Source organism: Paenibacillus sp. FSL R10-2782, assembly GCF_038592985.1.
GTDB classification, from domain to species: domain Bacteria; phylum Bacillota; class Bacilli; order Paenibacillales; family Paenibacillaceae; genus Paenibacillus; species Paenibacillus terrae_C.
Genome location: NZ_CP151951.1, coordinates 790,517 through 809,860, shown reverse-complemented (window position 1 = coordinate 809,860; position 19,344 = coordinate 790,517). Strand labels below are relative to the sequence as shown.

Here is a 19,344-nt window from a genome sequence, read left to right as displayed (position 1 = left end):
AGCAGCGAAACATTGGAATACACAAATCAGGTTTCCTGGGTTTAAAAAACAGAGGGGCTCCAGCGCTCATCCCCGTTCCTGTGATTTAATATACTCCGATGGCGTCATGCCCGCCCATTTTTTGAATACCTGGCTGAAATATTGGGCGTTTCCGCCGAAGCCGAACCATTCGGCCAGCTCGAATACCTTCACGTCTCCCGTCTCCCGAATATGCTCTGCTGCACGCTCGATCCGGTAGCGATTGACGTAGTGCGAAAAGTTTTCCCCCGTCACCTTTTTGAAGATTTTTCCTAAGTAGTCAGAATTCATATACAGCATTTGGCCTGCCACTCCATTCAGTGACAAATCGGATTTTCTGTAGTTTTGCTCGATGATGGTGATCATTTTATTAACGGTGGAGGACTGGCGGTACACATTGCTTTTATAGTAACTTGCGGTCATTCGTCCGGCGGCTTCCTGCACGAAGGATTTAAGAGAAGCAAGCGTTTTGTGCTCAGCCAGCACGACCATTCGGCTGGTGAATGCCGCGCGTTCCTCCTCGGGACATATGCGAATCATGGCTGCATACAGTTGAAGCACATAGGAGCGGGTCACGGAAATTTCCAGCTTCATACGGGACAGGATACCGAACAGCCGATCTACCTCCTGCACCACCTCCTCCGTATTCCCCGCCTTAATCAGCAGACCAAACTTCTCTTCGTCCAGCTCCAGATCCGCCATCTCCCGAGGTTCTGCGGCCGCCAGATCCTCCTTGGTAATCAGACTGCCCTCTCCGGTGTAAAAACGGTGATTCATACAATGCAGCGTCTCCCGATACATCCCGCGTGAGTGCTGCATACTATCCGACTCGCTAACTGCGACTGTCACCTCCAGCTTGTAAAAACGGCGAAACGTCGCACGTACCGCGTCAAGCTGCTCCATAAGCCTGGACGTATCGTTCCCGCTTTCCAGCACGATAAGCAGTTGTCCTTGCATGGTCGTCCCAAGCAATACATCGTCCATTAAATCCGCCGCAATATTTTGCAGGGCAAATAGATGCTCCGGCTCATGGGATTCCTCGACTCGCAGCAGCAGCATTCGAACCTGCTTATCTTGCAGCTCCAGACCGAATAACCGCTCATAAAAAGCGATATCCCGACTGCCGTAAGTTTTATAGGAAATAAACTCCTTCAAAAAATGCTCCTTCACATGAGGCAGCATACGCTGAAAATCAAGCTTCATCCGGTTCACGAACTGCTTGCGTTCCTCCTGCTCCTCCCGTTCCTGCCCCAACTCGGTCAACGCCTCATGAATTTGACGCTCGTTGCAGGGCTTTAACAAATAATGTTTTACTCCGTATTGCATGGCACGACAGGCATAATCAAAATCCTTATAACCAGACAGCAGAATGAAGCGGACATCCGGAAAATGCTCCGTCGTTCTCTCCACCAGTCCAATTCCGTCCAGTCCGGGCATAGAGATATCGCTAATGACAAAATCAGGCGGGCTGGCCTGAATCTGATCATACGCCTCAATCCCATTACGTGCCGTACCGACCAGCCTCGTACCCGCCTTGGCCCAATCGACCACCTGTGATATGCCTTCCAAAATCATACGCTCATCATCAACCAACAGCACCTTGTACATGATCCTGATCCCCTTTCACATATGGAATACAGACATGAATCGACGTTCCTGTTCCTGACTCGCTGTGCAGTTCTATGCCCCATGGTGTACCAAACGTCAGGTCAATCCGCTCCTGAATGTTCGCAAGCCCAATACCCTGCCCCCGTGTAGCGACCTGCCCGCTCCGTAGCTGCTCCAAAAAATCCTGCGTCATGCCCGGTCCGTCATCCTCGACCCGCAGCAGCAGCGCACCTTCTTGCTCCCGGGCAATGATAGCAATCCGACATGGCTCAATTCGCGGCTCCAGCGCATAATGAATCGCATTCTCCACCAAGGGCTGGAGCGTCAGCTTCGGAATCTGCGCGTCCATCAGTTCTTCCGGAACATCCAGATGGAAAACGAGACGTTCGTCGAAGCGTGTTCTTTGGATCGTTACATAACTTCTCACAATGTCCAACTCTTTCCGAAGTGGAATGAGCTGTTCCTCAAAACTGACTGCACTGCGCAACAGAAAGGCCAGCGCCTCCACCATTTCCGAGATACGATCCTGCTTATTCGCCTTTGCGAGCCAGTTCACAGACTCCAGCGTGTTATACAAAAAATGTGGATTAATCTGCGCCTGAAGCGCCTTTAGCTCCGTCTCCCGCAGCAATAGCTGCTTTGCAACATTTTCATTAATTAGCTCACGGATACGGCGGATCATCTTCTTATAGGTCCGGTGCAGCAGGCCCACCTCATCCTGTGTGGATAGAGGAACCGCGCCGAGTGCTTCCTCCTCCAGACGGTCGAGATCTCCTTGTTCAATTTTACGCATGTTCTGGATTAATTGAACGATCGGCTTCGTAATACTGCCAGATAATCGTGCTCCCAGTGCCAGCGCGATCAGAAGCATAATGACAAAAATAGCGCTTACAATTTCTTTAATGATTGTAATACTGCGAAACATGTCGTCAAAGGGGGTCATATGCAAATACGTCCAGCCCGTATAAGAGGATTTGGTTTGAGCTGCAAAAAAGGTTCCGCCTGTGTAGGTTGCAATACCATAAGGCTGCTTCCGCCCAAGCTCGGCCAGCATATCGCTGTCATTCAAAAGCGGTGTTTCGGGATAGACCATACGCCTTCCATCGGTGATCATTAGCTGTCCGTCACCATCAGAAGTCTGTACACGGTCGGCTACAATCCGGTCAATTCGTACACGAATCGCCAGCGTTCCGAGTCCGTTCAGGGTAAAGTTGGAATCCGTAAAGGATTTAAACTGCCTCGCAGCGAGCAAGGAGGAGTGACCCGCTACATACCATGCGTTGGAACCGTCATATTCGTCTGCCAGCATAGACAGGGTGGAGCGAAGCTCCTGGGGAATGCCCTCGCGGTTGCCCGCACTCATGACTTGACCTTCTTTGTCGATCACCATCATAGAGTAAATATAAGTTTCAGAGCCGGCGAAGGCGATAAGCCTGTTCGTTATTTTTTTACGCAGCACCATTTTGACGTAAGGTGAGGTTTCCTTTTCCAATTGTAGTAAATAACGCTGAAGCTGTTCGTCTGTTGTCACCTTAAAAGTAACCTTTTCCACATCCTTTAGCTCATTTTCAATGCCGATTGAAGAAATATTGAGTACTTCGGATGTCTTTTTATACATTTGATTATCATAAATATGAAATACGTATTTAAGTATGACTGCAACAACTGCAAAATTAACCAGCATGAGCACTGTAATCAGCAGTACCATTTTATGATGGATTCCGGCATTTTTGAAAGCGCTTTTAAAATAAGTGATCAGTAGATGTCGCCTCCTTACTCGTCCTGCCTGTTCCAGCCTGGAATGGAGATTGTCCGATAAAGCTGTACATCATACAAAATACCCCAAGCCTTGGTCATTAGGCAAGAGGTATTTGTGTTCGCTCAGCGTTGGTCGGTTGGTTCCGATTTGTCCGCCTTGCTCATATATTCATCGTATCGGTCGTCCAGTTCCCTTGCCATGCTGCGATATTTACGTGTCTCCTCCACAATAGGGTCAATATGGGTTTGGATCCGCACCTCATATTTAGGAGTGAGCCGTTCGCGTTTTTTGGCTTCATTCTCACGAATTTCGCCTTCCGTCAGCAATTCACTTAGCTCACGTTCCAAATCTTCGGATTGGCTCATCATCCTTCCTCCTTCAGCGATAAGCGATATAGATGTATTATAACCCAGTTGCATCTGCTTCTTTCAGTACTTGAATGAGTTGAGAATGAATAGCTGTATTTGTAGCTGCAATATGTCGCACGCTAAGGTCATAAGGTCTGCCGAGCGTATCTGTGATCGTTCCTCCCGATTCCTGTACCAGCAAAGCGCCCGCTGCTACATCCCAGGCATTCAAACCGATTTCGCAATAGGCTGACAACCGTCCCGATGCCACATAAGCCAGATGCAGGGCTGCCGAGCCGAGTGCCCGAATGCCTCGTACCTGCGGCGTAAGAACCTGCGTTATTTTCATATTCAGCGGCTGTGCAAAAGTGCGGTCCGGTGGGAAGCCGATGCACACCAGACTGTCTCCCAGTGTTTCTTCTCTGGATGCCCTCATCGGATTGCCATGCACATACGCGCCTTTACCTTTTTCAGCCACAAACATTTCGTCGCGGGACGGATCATAAATGACACCGACAATCACCTCTCCACGGTGGGCCAAGGCGATAGATACACTGTAGTACGGCAGGCTGTGAACAAAATTAGTTGTGCCGTCTACCGGATCAATAATCCACAAATACTCCTCTTCACGAGCAGCCTCCAATGCACGGGCCGATGCCTCGGCACCTGGCTCTACCCCCTCTTCGCCCAAAATGGCATGGTCGGGAAAATGCGTGAGAATCAGTCTGCGGATCATCTGCTCCGCACCTTTATCCACTTCGGTCACAAGGTCCGTCGATGATTGCTTGGTGCTTAACTGCTCAACGGTGCCCAGTCTGCTTTTGATCCATTCCCCGGCTTTGGATGCTGCGTTAATGGCCACGGCGGTATAGCTTTTTCCTGATACAATATAGGGAACCTTTTCGTTTTCATGTTCGTTCAACGTGTTCACTCTACTTTCTATATCATTGTTACGTGGTCTACGAAGCTGCATTACAGCACAGTCTCTTAACCATCTCTGTTAAAGTACCGCTTTTCTAGTTATACAATCTATTATACACAATATATTCCATAAAGTTTCTCTATTTGGGAACTTATCCGCCGAACACTATTCTTTAAGGCGTAATTTCTGCCGAAGCCCCATCTAGCATCTTCACTCCGTCACCTTCTCATACACGCACGCAGTTCCTTCATCAGCCCGAACACGCTTCATCCTTGCTTTTGGCTTCCAGCATAACTCTCTGATTCGGCATTCATCTGTCCTTGACCTGTCTATTGCGCTCCGAAAAACATTTCATCTGCCAATGCGGTCTGAATTCTGGCTTCCTCTTCATTCAGCTTACGAATGAGGAGCATTTCAACCTCGGTCACTTCGTCGCCCTGAAAATTGATTTCGGCAATACAGCCGACAATCTGCACGATGGCTACTGCCTCATTGTCCACGCTGTAAGCGATGACCTTCTGACCTGTCGGGAACACACGCAGGCCGGATTTAACCATTTTGCCGCGTCCGTATTCCAGCAGTTCGTACAATTCCTGTTCGCTTTTGAATTTGCACACCGAGTTAAATTCGGTTTGAAAGCCCATGTTTAGCCGCCACCTTTCGTGATAAGTATTTTTACAAATCCTGACTGTATACCGTGTATATGAACAAAGAGAGGAGTGATCAGCTCCCCCCTGGTTCGTTTTATGAATTCTCGTAATGCAGCGCAGACCTGCGCTCATAACGCTCCAGTGCGAGTGCAATCATGCGGTCCAGCAAGCTTTGATAGGATACGCCTGTTTCTCTCCACAGCAATGGATACATGCTGAACGGCGTAAAACCTGGCATCGTGTTTACTTCATTAATAAGAATATGTCCGTCCGAACGTCTGACGAAGAAATCGGCACGGGAAATCCCGCAGCCCTCCAGAGCGCGGAATGCTTGCAATGCGGCTTCACGGATACGATCCGCCACTTCCTCGTCCAACGGTGCCGGAATGAGCATTTCCGATTGGCCGTCCGTGTATTTGGCAGCATAATCGTAATAGTCGCTGGACGATACAATTTCACCGGGTACCGAAGCAATCGGCTCGTCGTTGCCGAGTACGCTAACCTCGACCTCGCGGGCATCGACATACTCCTCCACAATGACCTTCAGATCAAATTGCAAAGCCAGCTCGACTGCCTTTTCCAGTTCTCCCCGGTTAGTAGCTTTGGAAATGCCGACACTTGATCCCAGATTCGCCGGCTTGACGAAGCACGGGTACCCTAACTCGGTTTCCATGTTGCGCACCAAATCATGGCTGGTATGCGCCCACTGTGTACTATTAAAATAACAGTATTTCACTTGCGGCAGTCCGGCATGCTCAAACAGCTTCTTCATGACGCCTTTGTCCATCCCTGCGGCAGAAGCCAGCACTCCTGCACCGACATAAGGCATATCCGCCATTTCAAACAAGCCCTGAATCGTTCCGTCCTCACCAAAGGTGCCATGCAGCAGCGGAAATAGCACATCCAGCGTATGCTCTCCGTACAGTTTACCGAACAACGTATCTAATGCCGCCTTCGTACCGCCCTCTGCGCGCTCCAGCTTCAATTGCTCTACAGAAGCCAAAGGTGCGTCAAGCAGCGACCCTCTGCGCCAATCGCCAGCCTTCGTAATATAAAAAGGAATAATCTCGTATTTCTCATAATCAAAAGCGTTCAGTACCGCATACGCCGTTTGCAGCGAAACCTCATGCTCGCCCGATTTGCCGCCGTACACTAGCCCTACGGTCAATTTTTGTTTTGCCATGCCTATCCTCCGCTTTCCTGCTTTCGTCATTGTGCCTGATCTGCGTCACTGTACCTGCTATAAATCATCTCATTTAAAAATAGTCGGCGATGTGATAAAAGCGATATACCGTGTTGTCCGTCCACGCATACGAATTTTTGTAGTCCCAATAACGGTGCCTGGAGCTTACCGTATGCGCATTAACAAGCGGCATGCCGCCCGCATCAAAGGCCGTTACCACCGTGCTGTGCTGAAAGATGCCGTCACCATCCCAATCATAAAAAATGACGTCCCCCAGCATAAGCTGCTCTGGACGGCTCACCTGCTCCGCAGTCAACCCCCACGAGCTAGAGCCTAAATATCGCTCCAGACTGTTGGAAACCGCCCAACTATAGCTCCACAACTCACGTCCGGCGACCCGTCCCTTGTACCACCAGCCCGATTCTCTTTTACCAGTATAGTGGATCGGTGCTCCCCCTGCAAAGAGGCATTGCGAGATATAATTGGTACAATCCACATCAAAACCCTCAAACTCCGGGTTGAAGCTATCCCACCATTGATCCGCATAGGCTGCCGCCTCTTCGCGGCGATATCGGCTGGGGCGTGCTGATGAGCCAAAGCCGAGTACACCGCGATTCAGCAGCGGCAGATTCCCTCCCTGATTAAACGAAGCCTGTTCAAAAGGAACCTCTCCCCCCGCCGGCTTCCTCTCTGCCGGATCACGCTCGATTCTTGCCACCTGCCAGGCTTCACCCTCACGCGTGAACGTCAGACGTTCCCGTTCAATCCGATCCTCCCGGTGAGTCATCCCGCCTTTTTCGTAAAAAAGCCGGACATGCAGTTGTACATCCACCACAGCCTCCTCCGGCGTATCCTGCACTATTCGCAGCGGCTTGGCGCGTGTTTCACTACGTAAGGGAACGGCGTTCCGCTCGTTATACCACTGTTCCAGTCTAGCCGTGCGGGCCGCACGCTCCATTCGCTGACCTACCTCCAGATATTCATCCGGCTGCGGAGCGCCGTTCACCTCACTCCGGTTATATTGGTTCACATAAGCAAAAAGGGCCTGCTTCCATTCCCGCTCCCCCATCCCTGTCCCTCCATTTCCGTCCCGCCAATCCTTGTGTGGGGATAGCGGGAATACCGTATAGCTTTCTTCATTTCCTCTATAGCCTGGTATGGCTCTCTATCTATAAGTATGAATCTCTAAAGCTTGGTATGAGCACTGGAACACGAGAAAGAGAAACGTTTTATTTTCCAGGCTTCGGCGCATAAATTAGGCCAAAAAAACTTTACGGAATCGAGTGAAAACGGTATACTTAATTCAGAAACATTATTTTGAAATTAAGTTTCATCTAATGAAACCATTGGAAATCGTCTTCTGCTCTATTATGAAAATAACTGTTATCTATAGGTTAATCGGTTATTCTTCAGATCAGCTATGCTGCTTTCATGAGAGCGCAACCAATTTAAGCCAACTGTGCAAGACGTCGAAAAAACGACATCCCTATTTTCCCCCAGGCATCTACTATAAGGAGGTAATACTTATGTCAGGAAAAGATCAATTCTCCATTGCCCGCAGTCTCGAAGTTGATGGCAAGCCTTACCGTTATTACAGTCTCAAGGCACTGGAGGAACAAGGAAAAAGCGGTATCGCCAAGCTGCCTTTTTCCATTAAAGTGTTGCTGGAAGCCGCTGTGCGCCAATTCGATGGACGCGCGATTACAGAAGAGCATGTGCAGCAGCTTACAGGCTGGGCTGAGAATCGTGACACCAACAAGGAAATTCCATTCATTCCCGCACGCATCGTGCTTCAGGATTTCACCGGCGTTCCGGTGGTTGTCGATTTGGCAGCCATGCGCGATACTGTGAAAAAAGCGGGCGGCGACCCGAAACAAATCAACCCGCTCGTACCCGTCGATCTCGTTATCGACCACTCGGTTATGGTTGATGCTTTCGGTACCAGCGAAGCGCTGGACTATAATATTAATGTAGAATTTGAGCGTAACGAGGAACGGTACCGTTTTCTGCGCTGGGCGCAAACGGCGTTCAACAACTTCCGTGCTGTTCCACCGTCCACGGGGATCGTCCATCAGGTCAATCTGGAGTATCTGGCATCCGTGGCCGCCACCAAAACTATTGACGGCGAAACCGTCGTCTTCCCGGATTCCCTCGTCGGAACGGATTCCCATACGACGATGATTAACGGTCTGGGTGTCGTCGGCTGGGGCGTCGGCGGGATTGAGGCAGAGGCGGGTATGCTGGGGCAGCCGCTGTATTTTGTCACACCGGATGTTATCGGCTTCAAGCTGACAGGCAGTCTGCCAGAAGGCTCTACCGCCACCGATCTGGCGCTTACGGTAACCCAAATGCTGCGTAAAAAAGGCGTAGTCGGCAAATTCGTGGAATTTTACGGACCCGGCCTGGCTAACATCAGCCTGGCTGACCGTGCAACGGTTGCCAATATGGCACCGGAATACGGCGCAACGATCGGCTTTTTCCCGGTCGATGCGGAAACGCTGGCCTACCTGCGCAGCACCGGACGTTCTGATGAGCAAGTGAGTCTTGTAGAGGAATATTACAAAGCGCAAGGCATGTTCCGCACATCCGATACGCCGGACCCTGTGTTCAGCGATACGATTGAACTGGACTTGGCTTCGGTTGTACCGAGTCTTGCGGGTCCCAAACGTCCGCAGGACCGTGTTGAGCTTAGTCGCATGAAGGAAACCTTTGAAGGCATTATCCGTACCCCTGTGGACAAAGGCGGCTACGGACTGAGTGATGAAAAGATCGCACAGAAGATTCCGCTGACCCACCCGGACGGCTCCACCAGCGAGCTGGGTACTGGCGCAGTCGTAATTGCGGCGATCACAAGCTGCACGAACACCTCCAACCCAAGCGTTATGCTGGGCGCAGGCTTGCTCGCCAAAAAGGCAGTAGAACGCGGGCTCAAAAAGCCGGGCTATGTTAAAACCAGCTTGACGCCGGGCTCCCTTGTCGTGACGGAATACCTGCAAAAAGCCGGGCTGATCGCTCCGCTGGAAGCACTCGGCTTCCATGTGGCTGGCTATGGCTGCGCGACCTGCATTGGTAACTCCGGTCCGCTTCCTGACGAAGTGAGTCAGGCCATCACAGACAACGATCTGACGGTTGGCGCTGTCATTTCCGGTAACCGGAACTTTGAGGGCCGCGTGCATGCGCAGGTCAAAGCCAACTATCTCGGCTCACCGCCACTGGTCGTCGCTTATGCGCTGGCAGGTACGGTGAACATTGATTTGGTGAATGATCCGCTCGGTTACGATCACGACAATCAGCCGGTCTATCTGAAAGACATCTGGCCCACTTCCGAGGAAATCAAGGAAGCGATCAGCCTGTCTCTCAGCCCGGATATGTTCCGTCGTAAATACGAGAATGTGTTCACTGCCAACGAAAAATGGAATTCCATTCCGGTTCCTGAAGGCGAACTGTATGAATGGGATGAAAAATCAACCTATATTCAAAATCCGCCATTCTTTGAAAAACTTCAAGATGGTGTACAGGATATCCAGGAAATCCGTAATGCGCGTGTGCTTGCCCTGCTGAACGATTCGGTCACTACGGACCATATCTCACCAGCAGGCAACATTGCTCCTTCCAGCCCGGCAGGACTGTACTTGAAGGAGCATGGCGTAGAGCGCAAGGACTTCAACTCCTACGGCTCTCGTCGGGGCAACCATGAGGTCATGATGCGCGGTACGTTCGCTAACATCCGTATTCGCAACAACGTAGCTCCTGGCACCGAGGGCGGCGTGACCAAATACTTGCCGACGGATGAGGAAATGTCCATCTACGATGCATCTATGAAATATCAGGCAGCCGATCAAAACCTGATCGTTATTGCCGGCAAGGAATACGGCACAGGCAGCTCACGTGACTGGGCAGCGAAGGGTACGCTTCTGCTGGGCGTCAAAGCCGTCATTGCAGAAAGCTTCGAACGGATTCACCGCAGTAACCTGGTCGGTATGGGTGTGCTTCCACTGCAATTCCAGGAAGGCAACGGCTGGTCCAGCCTGGGTCTGAACGGTCGTGAAACGTTTGATATTCTCGGCATCGACAATGACGTGAAGCCGGGTCAAGAGCTTACCGTTGTAGCCAAACGCGAGGATGGCACGAAGTTCGAGTTCCCGGTAACTGCCCGTCTGGACAGCACCGTCGATATCGACTACTACCACAACGGCGGTATTCTGCAAACCGTATTGCGTCAAATGATCGCAGACTAAGTTTTTTTTAACGTCATATGTGAAGAACCCCCGATTGCAGCTCTATCTGCGAATCGGGGGTATTTTTTTATCTATATAAAACAAAAAAGCCGATCCCTCAGGACCGACTTCCAATCTATGTCTCCTATGAAATTGCCTTCGCACCGCCAGTTACTTCGAAATATCCAAAAAGCCCTCTCCGAACACATCCCGCACATCATGAATCGTGATAAACGCCGCTGTGTCGATAGCCTTCACAATCTTTTTAAGCGCTGACACCTCTTGCTTGCTGATGACGATATACAGCACTTCTTTCGGATTTTTCGTGTAGTACCCGTGGCCTGACAGGACTGTTACTCCCCGATCCATTTGGGTAATGACCATCTCGGCAATTTTGTTTTGATGCTCCGAAATAATCATGACCGCTTTTTTCGGGTTCAGTCCTTCGATCATGAAATCCATAACCTTCGTCCCGACATACAAAATAACGATGGTCAGCATAAGCTTTTCCGGGCCAATAATAAAATAGGAAGAAAATGCAACAATCAGATCAAAAAACAGCAAGCCATAGCTGATGTTCCAATCCAGATATTTGTTGGCAATCCGGGCCAAAATAACCGTTCCCGCTGTTGTCCCGCCCACCCGCACGATCAAACCAATCCCGATCCCCACCAAAACCCCGGCAAATACGGCATTAATCGTCGGCTCATGCGAATCAATCCGCCAGTTGGCCGTTAAATGTAAAAACAACGAGTTAAAAGCAACCGCAATGACGGTGTACAGGGTCGTTCTCTTGTCCAAAAATTTATATCCGACAATCAGCAGCAATCCATTGATCACCAGATTGACGATCGAGGGGGACCACTGAAACAGGTAGTACAATATGATCGTGACCCCTGTAACGCCCCCCTCGCCAAACTCATTCGGGATAACAAACAGATTAACAGCCAGCGCGAAAAAAAACGCACCCAGAATAATAAATGCGATGTCTGCAATTCTTTTTTTCATATAGATCCAGGTCCTTTCTCAAACATTTCAACGGATGAATCGCCTGATGGATAGGCTGACTCTAGTAGCTAAAACACGCTTACAACCAGTTCATGGTATCCACTACCAAACATAAAGTCAATACAACTTTGACACTTTAATTCGCCACCAGACTGACTTCATATTGATTTCAGGATTTTGCAAAATCCTCACTTATATAAAGATGTTCGACAAAAAAACACAATCCCGACTACTAAACTGAGAAAACGGGCCTCTGGCCCTTGTTCTGGACCTAGGCACATTTTCCCTCAAGATGACCATACACCTAATCCTCATTTTAGACACATACGACCATCTTCCTGTTTTATGTCAAAAGCGTTTTAATTTGAAAAAATGCGTTTATAATGATTGAAACATTACCAAGTAGTCTACCCGGTATTACGACATCAAGTACATACGAATAGTCCTATACAGACGTCCTAAGCAACTCAATCTGAATTTGACAAAATGGAATTGGAGGAACAGCCCGCATGAATACAATGAATTTAACTGTACACACCTTGATGCCCTTTCATCACCAATACCAACGTGCCAACGCAGTGAGTATGCAGAAGAAGGAAGACAGCTCGGAGAAGAAGCTCAGCTTTCAGGACATTTTGAATGAGAAAATGGGTAAAAAATAAAGCATTCGTTTATCCGGTTGGATGATCTCGCTTTACATAAGCTAAAAAGCCGTGGCCCCTACATCATCTGTAGAGAACCACGGCTTTTGTTATTTATGCATTTTTTACTGCCCGGCATCACGATACTGCTCTGCCTTCTCACGCATCCCGGCGGCTATCGCTTCTTCAGTGTCCAGCCCCTTATCCGCCGCATAGGCGCGAATGTCCTGCGTGATACGCATGCTGCAAAACTTGGGACCGCACATTGAGCAAAAGTGTGCTTCCTTGGCTCCCTCTGCTGGCAGTGTCTCATCATGGTAGGACAAGGCCCGCTCAGGGTCGAGTGAAAGATTGAACTGGTCGCGCCAGCGGAATTCAAAACGTGCCTTGGACAAAGCATCGTCCCGCTGCTGCGCCCGTGGATGGCCTTTGGCCAAATCGGCAGCATGTGCCGCAATTTTGTACGTAATGACTCCTTCACGAACGTCATCCTTGTTCGGCAGGCCCAAATGCTCCTTCGGCGTCACATAGCACAGCATGGACGTCCCGAACCAACCGATCATTGCCGCCCCGATCGCCGAGGTAATATGGTCGTAGCCAGGTGCAATATCCGTCGTGAGCGGTCCCAGTGTATAAAAGGGAGCTTCCTTGCAAATCTCCATTTGCAGGTCCACGTTCTCCTTGATTTTGTGCATCGGGACATGTCCCGGCCCTTCAATCATAACCTGAACATCATGCTTCCAGGCAATTTGCGTTAACTCGCCCAACGTATCCAGCTCAGCAAACTGTGCCTCATCATTCGCATCATAGATACTCCCCGGACGCAAACCATCCCCAAGGGAAAAGGCTACATCGTAGGCTTTCATAATTTCGCATATTTCTTCAAAATGCGTGTACAAAAAGTTCTCCTGATGGTGCGCAAGGCACCAAGCCGCCATGATTGAACCGCCACGGGACACAATTCCCGTCATTCTGCTTGCCGTCATCGGAATATACCGCAGCAGCACGCCCGCATGGATGGTGAAATAGTCCACGCCCTGCTCTGCCTGCTCAATCAGCGTGTCACGATACAACTCCCACGTTAGCGCCTCAGCTTCGCCGTTCACCTTTTCAAGCGCCTGATACAGCGGTACAGTTCCGATCGGCACAGGAGAGTTACGGATGATCCATTCACGCGTCGTATGGATGTTACGGCCTGTGGACAGGTCCATGACCGTATCCGAGCCCCAGCGTACAGCCCAGGTCATTTTTTCCACTTCCTCCTCGATGGAGGACGTAACCGCAGAATTACCAATGTTCGCATTAATCTTCACGTGAAAATGACGTCCAATCACCATCGGCTCACTTTCCGGGTGATTGATATTTGAAGGCAAGATGGCTCGTCCAGCCGCCAACTCCTGCCGCACAAACTCAGGCTCCACTCCTTCGCGGATGGCTGCAAATTCCATTTCGGGCGTAATGATCCCTTGCCGCGCATAATGCATTTGCGTTACACTACGCCCTTGCCGCGCACGGAGCGGACGGTTGGTGACGCCGGGAAATTCCGCCGTCTCCCGTTTGGAGCCGGGCTTCAGCCCATTATCCTCCGGCTTGACGGCGCGCCCCTCGTAAGCCTCCACATCGCCCCGTTCCAGTGCCCAAGCCCGCCGTAATGGAGGCAAGCCCTGATGGATATCGACCTGATAGGCTTCGTCGGTCATGGGACCACTCGTATCGTACACGCGTAACGGCTCATGATGCTCCGTGCCCTGTGGCGTATGTGTGGGATGCAGCGCGATTTCACGCTCCGGCACGGCAATGTCCGGCCGCGTGCCTTGAATATACACCTTGCGGCTCCCTGGAAAGGGCTTTACCCCTCCAGTCTGTTCATCCACTGCGTTCCCTACTGTTCCTTCTGTTTCTGTCGGTTTCATTGTCCATTCCTCCCGTTTCGATGAAATGACACACCGATCCGGAACCATCCCCAGGCTGGCTGATCTATGCAAAAAAGCCGGTTCCCCAGGGAACCGGCTAATCTAACGAAACGGCTATCCAGACAGCTGCGCACGCGGAAACATACTCCGATGCATTGCCGTAGACAGCGGCTGCGTATACATTTCAATGGCCGATTACTTCCCTACGCTGGTATGATCCAGATCAGGTGCAAAGGGTCCGGAATCTAGTGCGATTCCATCTCAGCCCGGCATTACAGGCTCCCCCAGTAACTCTGTTAATTCTATTCGTATGAGGCGGCTATATAGGACAACCCGCCATCACCAACAGATTACTTCAAATTTGCGGCTTTGGCAACCCTTCCCTGGTCCCTTTTTCCAAAGATTATGGAAGCATAAGCCCCATTTCCTTGGCTGCCTCGATTAAAATCGGTGCAAAATCATGCAGCTTCTCGGGCGCTAGTCGGCTAACCGGACCAGATACAGACAAGGCCGCAGCGACCTGCCCCTTCCGATTCACGATAGGCGCAGCGACAGCAGCAGCGCCCGGCTCCCGTTCCTCATAGCTGGTCGCATAGCCCTTCTCGCGGATATCCTGCAATTGAGCCTTATAGACCTCCGGATCTACCGAGGGCGGCCATTCATCCCCGGTTAGCAGGGCTTCCAGCTCCTGCGGCGGCATAAAGGCCGCCAGCACCTTGCTGGAGGCTCCTACAGCCAGCGGCATGCTTGCACCTACTGGTGCAACGCGACGGATCGCCTGATTGCTCTGCACGGCCTGAATGCGGATACGCATGCTGCCATCGCGCAGGTATAAGCTGACCGTTTCGCCCAGACGGTCACGCAATCCTTCCATGGCTGGCTGTAACAGGATCGCCGGCTCGTCGCTTTGCGACAGATGGGTGGACAGTTCCCATATCCGGATGCCGAGCCGATATTTTTCCGTTGCAGCATTCCGAACAACAAAGCCCCGATCCTCCAACGTAGCCAGCAGCCGATGAACCGTGCTTTTATGTAAACCAATTTTGGAAGCAATCTCTGTCAGGCCTAGATCGGAATCTCCGGTAAAACACATCAGTATATCAAGCGCACGCTCCACGGCGCGAACGGTTAATTTACGGTCTTCCATTGTGAACCGCTCCTCTTTGTTTCATATTCGTTTCACACCATGAAACATGGTTACATAAATTATATAGAATAATCGCGGCTACTGTAAACCAATGTTTTTGTGACAGCCATATTACAGAACGAGGACAAACATCGACAATTCTTTGCATCATTTTTACTTTTCCGGTTCAAGCGTTGACTTTGGATAACACGCATCATACGATAATAGGTATCGATACGGGCATAAACTATCAATTTCAAGTGGAATTGTACCTAATATTCTATGAAACGAAGTTCATTTTTATATGAAGGAGGCTCTTACATGATTTCGACATCCCAGCGCAGCTCTCAGCTACAGCATGCTGTCCAGGAGCCGTCCACCCCACTGATCAACCCCCGGCTATTGCGGATCAAGCATGTGGTCATTGCCTTGCTGCTGTCAGTCGTATTTTTTCTATTGTTTTGCTTTATTACCCTGCACGCCTATATCGCATGGGTGCTGACGAATCCAACCGTCGCGCCACTCTACTCGAACCCGATGCAGGCCAAAGGAATGCCCTACGAGGAAATCAGCTTCCCCGCCAAGGATGGCAGCCGGATGGTGCAGGGCTGGTATATCCCGGCAGGTCAATCGAAGAAAACGATTATTTTCAGCCACGGTTACGGGGCCAATCGCGAAGAAAGCTGGATTCCGATGTATGATCTGGCGCATTATGCCCACCGTTTGAATTTTAACGTAGTCATGTTCGATTACGGATTCGCATCACAAAATAGCAAAGCCGTCGCAACTGGGGGCAAAGCGGAATCCCAGCAGCTTCTCGGGGCCATCCAGCTTGCGAAGCAACGCGGCTCCTCGGAGATCATCGTATGGGGCTTCTCGATGGGTGCTGGAACCGCTCTTCAGGCGGGCTTGCAAACCAAGGATGTGGACGCCATGATTTTGGACAGCACCTTCCTACTGGAGCCGGATACGCTGTATCATAACATTCATAATCAAATCGATCTGCCGCGCCATCCGTCTCTGGAAATTCTGGAGCTGCTGTTTCCAGTCTTGAATGGTACCAGCCTGCATCAGATTCCATATCAAGAGGTCAAAGCGGAAAACTATCCGTTCCCGATCATGTTCGTACATGGGACGCAGGATGAAAAAGCCCCTTACCCGATTGCGGAAAAGCTCGCTGCCAATCAAACCAACCCGCTTTCCAGTGTATGGATTGTCAAAAACGGACTGCATGAGCTTATTTTTAGAGAGCACCCACGTGAGTATTTGCGGCGGGTATCGACGTTTTTAAGCGGTGTTCAAGAGCTGGAGGATAAGAAAACGATTGCTAATGCCAGTAAACAAACGACTACGAAGTAAGGGTTCTATTTTAGAAGCCGTACTCCTTTCAACCTGGAGAAGCCCGTCTGTGGACACTTAACCCGAGCCGCAGCGAGGCTTCTTTTTTGCGTCCAACTATGTATCATTGCCCCACATTACATGTCCGCGCCAGATCGGGGGAGTTTGTAGACATATTCCCGATGAGACGGCGAATATACTGGGTACGTATGCATCCGGGTCAGGCTCTTGGAACCAGCCCAGATAGCCATAGTGGGAAACGGGAGGTAAAAATGATGCTGAGTACTTACGGGTCTTTCCTGCCCTTGCGTGTGCTGGAGGAAATCCGGCATTGGAAGCAGCAGGAAAGCTGGCATGTGGAAGTGATTAAGTCCGCTACAGAGGGCCTGGAGCCTGCCTACGTGCGGCTGCTGGATGACTGGAGGACGGTATTCGAACAGACGGAACGCACCGCTATAGAGCTGCTTGAAGAGCAGCGAAGCGCCCTCGATCCGGCAGATCAGGCGTGGCATCGTCAATGGGAGCGGTCATCGGCTGCTGCACAAGCACAAGCCGGGCAATCGGGACAGTCGAGAGATTCGGAGTCAGAATCGGCGCCAGAAGGGCTACAATCGACTGAGGCATCGGCAGGAGTGACATCAGATTCACAGCCTGTCTCACAAGGGCTGAATCGTCGTCTGGACGAATTGCTGCTAACCGCAAACCGCCAGTCACAGGAGTATGTACGGCAGCTCAGTCTGCTGACCGAGCACAGCCATGCGTTACGACAGCAGCCAAAATCCACCGGAATTGTGCTGCATGCAGCACATGAGAGCCAGTATTTCCTGATATCGACCAATTCCTTTCAGGAGCCCGGCTCCATTGCGCGGGCCACTGCATTGTATCATATGGCGGCAGAGGGTGAGGATTACCCCGAGGATGCGCTGCGAGAGCGGCAGACAGGCCAGACAGACAGCACGAGGTGGGAAGGACCGTGGGCGAACAAAGACAAAGGCGTGCAGTCAAGCCAGGCTGAGCCTGCGGCAATGGAAAAAACTTCACCCGGCCGACCTGTTCCCATCGGGGGACATCGTTTACCACCGCTTCCTTATCCCTATAATGCGCTTGAGCCATATATTGATGAGAAAACGATGCGCATCCACCATGACAAGCATCATTTAAGCTATGTAAATGATTTAAACAAAGCGGAGAAAAAGCTGGAGGAAGCCCGGAAAACGGGTGATTTTGACCTTGTGAAGCACTGGGAACGTGAGCTGGCGTTTAATGGCGCGGGGCATTATCTACACACCCTTTTCTGGACGATTATGAGTCCTCAGGGCGGCGGAACACCAAGCGGCCCACTGGCAGAGCAGATCAAAAAGGACTTTGGCAGCTATGAGGCATTCAAGAAGCAATTCAGCTCGGCAGCCGAGAAGGTCGAGGGTGGCGGCTGGGCCATCCTGACGTGGAGTCCACGTGCAGGACGGCTTGAAATTTTGCAGGCTGAAAAGCACCAGAACCTGACTCAATGGGAGTCCATCCCGCTACTGGCGATTGATGTCTGGGAGCATGCCTATTACTTAAAGCATCAGAACGAGCGCAACAAATACATCGAGGACTGGTGGCATGTCGTGAACTGGCCTGAGGTGGAAAAACGCTATGCCCAAGCCTCTAAGCTGAGATGGCAGCCGTTCTAAGCCAAGACTCATCTGTAGCCAGGAACATACTTCCCCTTCCCACTACACCTGCAAATCGTATCGCTCTCTAAGTGCTGCCATTTGTTCTGTCAGTCCCTGAGGCTGCACCAGTGAGCCATCGGCAGGCAAAATCGCCGCCCGACTTTCGACTACACGGCGCAGCGATGCCGTATACGCCTCAACCGACGGCACCCCGGCCAGCTCCGCCAGGCTACCCATCGTTGACGGATTCACCTGCGGATAATCCGGCTTCGGCACACCCGTCGGCGCAGCTCCGGCTGCCTCCGCATAGAACCGCTGCACCGCCTGTGCGCGCTCCGCGCCACTGCCCTCAATCATCACAAAGGCCGTGATGATATAGGCCTTGGCCTGCCGCCGCTGCGCAATGCCGCAAAACTTGCGGCCTCGGACGCTGACATCGTAATCGCCGGGACAGAAGGACCCGGCGATTTCCCCGGTCTGCGCCTCGGCGGACCACGGGGCCAGCGCATCGCTGATCAGCCCCGCCATAAGCCGAAAATCTTCATGCAGGCTGATCGCTCGCTGCGGATTCGGCAAGATCAGGGACAGGTTCAGTACCCCCCTGTCCAGCATGACGGCCGCTCCGCCCGAGGGACGCACGCATACCGAGGTTCCGGCGTTCCGCACACGCTCCATCGCTTGCGGCGCGTACGGAAGCCTGCGGTCCCGGTGGCCGATCACCAGCGCAGCCGGGTGCCGCCATAGATGCAAAACAGGCGCAGCTCCTTGCCCTACTTGCCGGCAGGCCAGTTCCTCCCACGCCAGTGGAGACAAAACATCCGTCTGAGTGGTCACGAGTGGCGCTTCAAACCATTGCAGATCAGGCAAAACCGTTGTTTTGGCTGCTGACATATGTACATTCTCCATACTGTATCCTCCTTCAAAGCAGCTAACGTCCACCTATTCTCATGTTAGCA

The 19,344-nt window shown here is 51.3% G+C and carries 15 protein-coding genes and 1 riboswitch; of the genes, 4 read left to right on the top strand and 11 right to left on the bottom strand.

Annotation, left to right across the window (positions count from 1 at the left end; all coding sequences use genetic code 11):
* Positions 1-66: 66 nt before the first annotated feature.
* From NST83_RS03670 to NST83_RS03640, 7 genes are all read right to left on the bottom strand, one after another.
* Positions 67-1,626, bottom strand: a complete 1,560-nt coding sequence (locus NST83_RS03670) for a response regulator (RefSeq protein ID WP_342416600.1) — start codon at positions 1,624-1,626, stop codon at positions 67-69.
* On the bottom strand, positions 1,604-3,334 hold the full coding sequence (locus NST83_RS03665) for a histidine kinase (RefSeq protein ID WP_342416599.1): 1,731 nt from the start codon (positions 3,332-3,334) through the stop codon (positions 1,604-1,606). The genes NST83_RS03670 and NST83_RS03665 overlap by 23 nt, the downstream gene beginning before the upstream one ends.
* Positions 3,335-3,507: 173 nt before the next feature.
* The gene (locus NST83_RS03660) at positions 3,508-3,750 is read right to left on the bottom strand and encodes a hypothetical protein (protein ID WP_137061555.1); all 243 of its coding nucleotides are present in this window, start codon (positions 3,748-3,750) and stop codon (positions 3,508-3,510) included.
* A 37-nt stretch (positions 3,751-3,787) separates the two neighbouring features.
* Entirely contained in the window at positions 3,788-4,705 is a 918-nt protein-coding gene (locus NST83_RS03655) for an inositol monophosphatase family protein (protein WP_170970772.1), read from the bottom strand.
* Positions 4,706-4,983: 278 nt separating this feature from the next.
* A complete protein-coding gene (locus tag NST83_RS03650; RefSeq protein WP_342416598.1) occupies positions 4,984-5,298 on the bottom strand; it encodes a hypothetical protein in 315 nt (104 codons plus the stop codon).
* 100 nt (positions 5,299-5,398) lie between these two features.
* Positions 5,399-6,487: a D-alanine--D-alanine ligase gene (locus tag NST83_RS03645; protein ID WP_342416597.1), complete on the bottom strand. Its 1,089-nt coding sequence runs from the start codon at positions 6,485-6,487 to the stop codon at positions 5,399-5,401.
* Positions 6,488-6,560: 73 nt separating this feature from the next.
* Positions 6,561-7,556 (bottom strand): amidase domain-containing protein, encoded by a 996-nt coding sequence (locus NST83_RS03640; RefSeq protein ID WP_342416596.1) that lies wholly within the window; start codon positions 7,554-7,556, stop codon positions 6,561-6,563.
* Positions 7,557-8,013: 457 nt separating this feature from the next.
* On the opposite strand from NST83_RS03640, the gene acnA reads away from it, so the two are divergent.
* Positions 8,014-10,725 (top strand): aconitate hydratase AcnA, encoded by a 2,712-nt coding sequence (acnA, locus tag NST83_RS03635; RefSeq protein ID WP_342416595.1) that lies wholly within the window; start codon positions 8,014-8,016, stop codon positions 10,723-10,725.
* Positions 10,726-10,875: 150 nt separating this feature from the next.
* On the opposite strand, the gene NST83_RS03630 is transcribed toward acnA, so the two are convergent.
* Positions 10,876-11,712, bottom strand: coding sequence for a YitT family protein (locus NST83_RS03630; protein WP_044646111.1), 837 nt, complete (start codon positions 11,710-11,712; stop codon positions 10,876-10,878).
* A gap of 509 nt (positions 11,713-12,221) precedes the next feature.
* On the opposite strand from NST83_RS03630, the gene NST83_RS03625 reads away from it, so the two are divergent.
* The gene (locus NST83_RS03625; protein WP_010348453.1) at positions 12,222-12,374 is read left to right on the top strand and encodes a hypothetical protein; all 153 of its coding nucleotides are present in this window, start codon (positions 12,222-12,224) and stop codon (positions 12,372-12,374) included.
* A gap of 104 nt (positions 12,375-12,478) precedes the next feature.
* On the opposite strand, the gene thiC is transcribed toward NST83_RS03625, so the two are convergent.
* Positions 12,479-14,266, bottom strand: coding sequence for a phosphomethylpyrimidine synthase ThiC (thiC, locus tag NST83_RS03620; protein ID WP_342416594.1), 1,788 nt, complete (start codon positions 14,264-14,266; stop codon positions 12,479-12,481).
* 183 nt (positions 14,267-14,449) lie between these two features.
* Positions 14,450-14,562: riboswitch (TPP riboswitch) on the bottom strand.
* A gap of 107 nt (positions 14,563-14,669) precedes the next feature.
* Positions 14,670-15,413, bottom strand: coding sequence for an IclR family transcriptional regulator (locus NST83_RS03615; protein WP_137061549.1), 744 nt, complete (start codon positions 15,411-15,413; stop codon positions 14,670-14,672).
* A gap of 300 nt (positions 15,414-15,713) precedes the next feature.
* Here NST83_RS03615 and NST83_RS03610 point away from each other — a divergent pair, with 300 nt between their 5' ends.
* Positions 15,714-16,751 carry an alpha/beta hydrolase gene (locus NST83_RS03610; RefSeq protein WP_137061548.1) on the top strand — a complete coding sequence of 346 codons (1,038 nt, stop codon included), beginning with the start codon at positions 15,714-15,716 and terminating at the stop codon, positions 16,749-16,751.
* A 254-nt stretch (positions 16,752-17,005) separates the two neighbouring features.
* Positions 17,006-18,406 carry a Fe-Mn family superoxide dismutase gene (locus tag NST83_RS03605; RefSeq protein WP_342417866.1) on the top strand — a complete coding sequence of 467 codons (1,401 nt, stop codon included), beginning with the start codon at positions 17,006-17,008 and terminating at the stop codon, positions 18,404-18,406.
* Positions 18,407-18,448: 42 nt separating this feature from the next.
* Here the strand turns inward: NST83_RS03605 and NST83_RS03600 are convergent, their stop codons facing one another.
* A complete protein-coding gene (locus NST83_RS03600) occupies positions 18,449-19,294 on the bottom strand; it encodes a lipoate--protein ligase family protein (RefSeq protein WP_342416593.1) in 846 nt (281 codons plus the stop codon).
* Positions 19,295-19,344 lie beyond the last annotated feature (50 nt).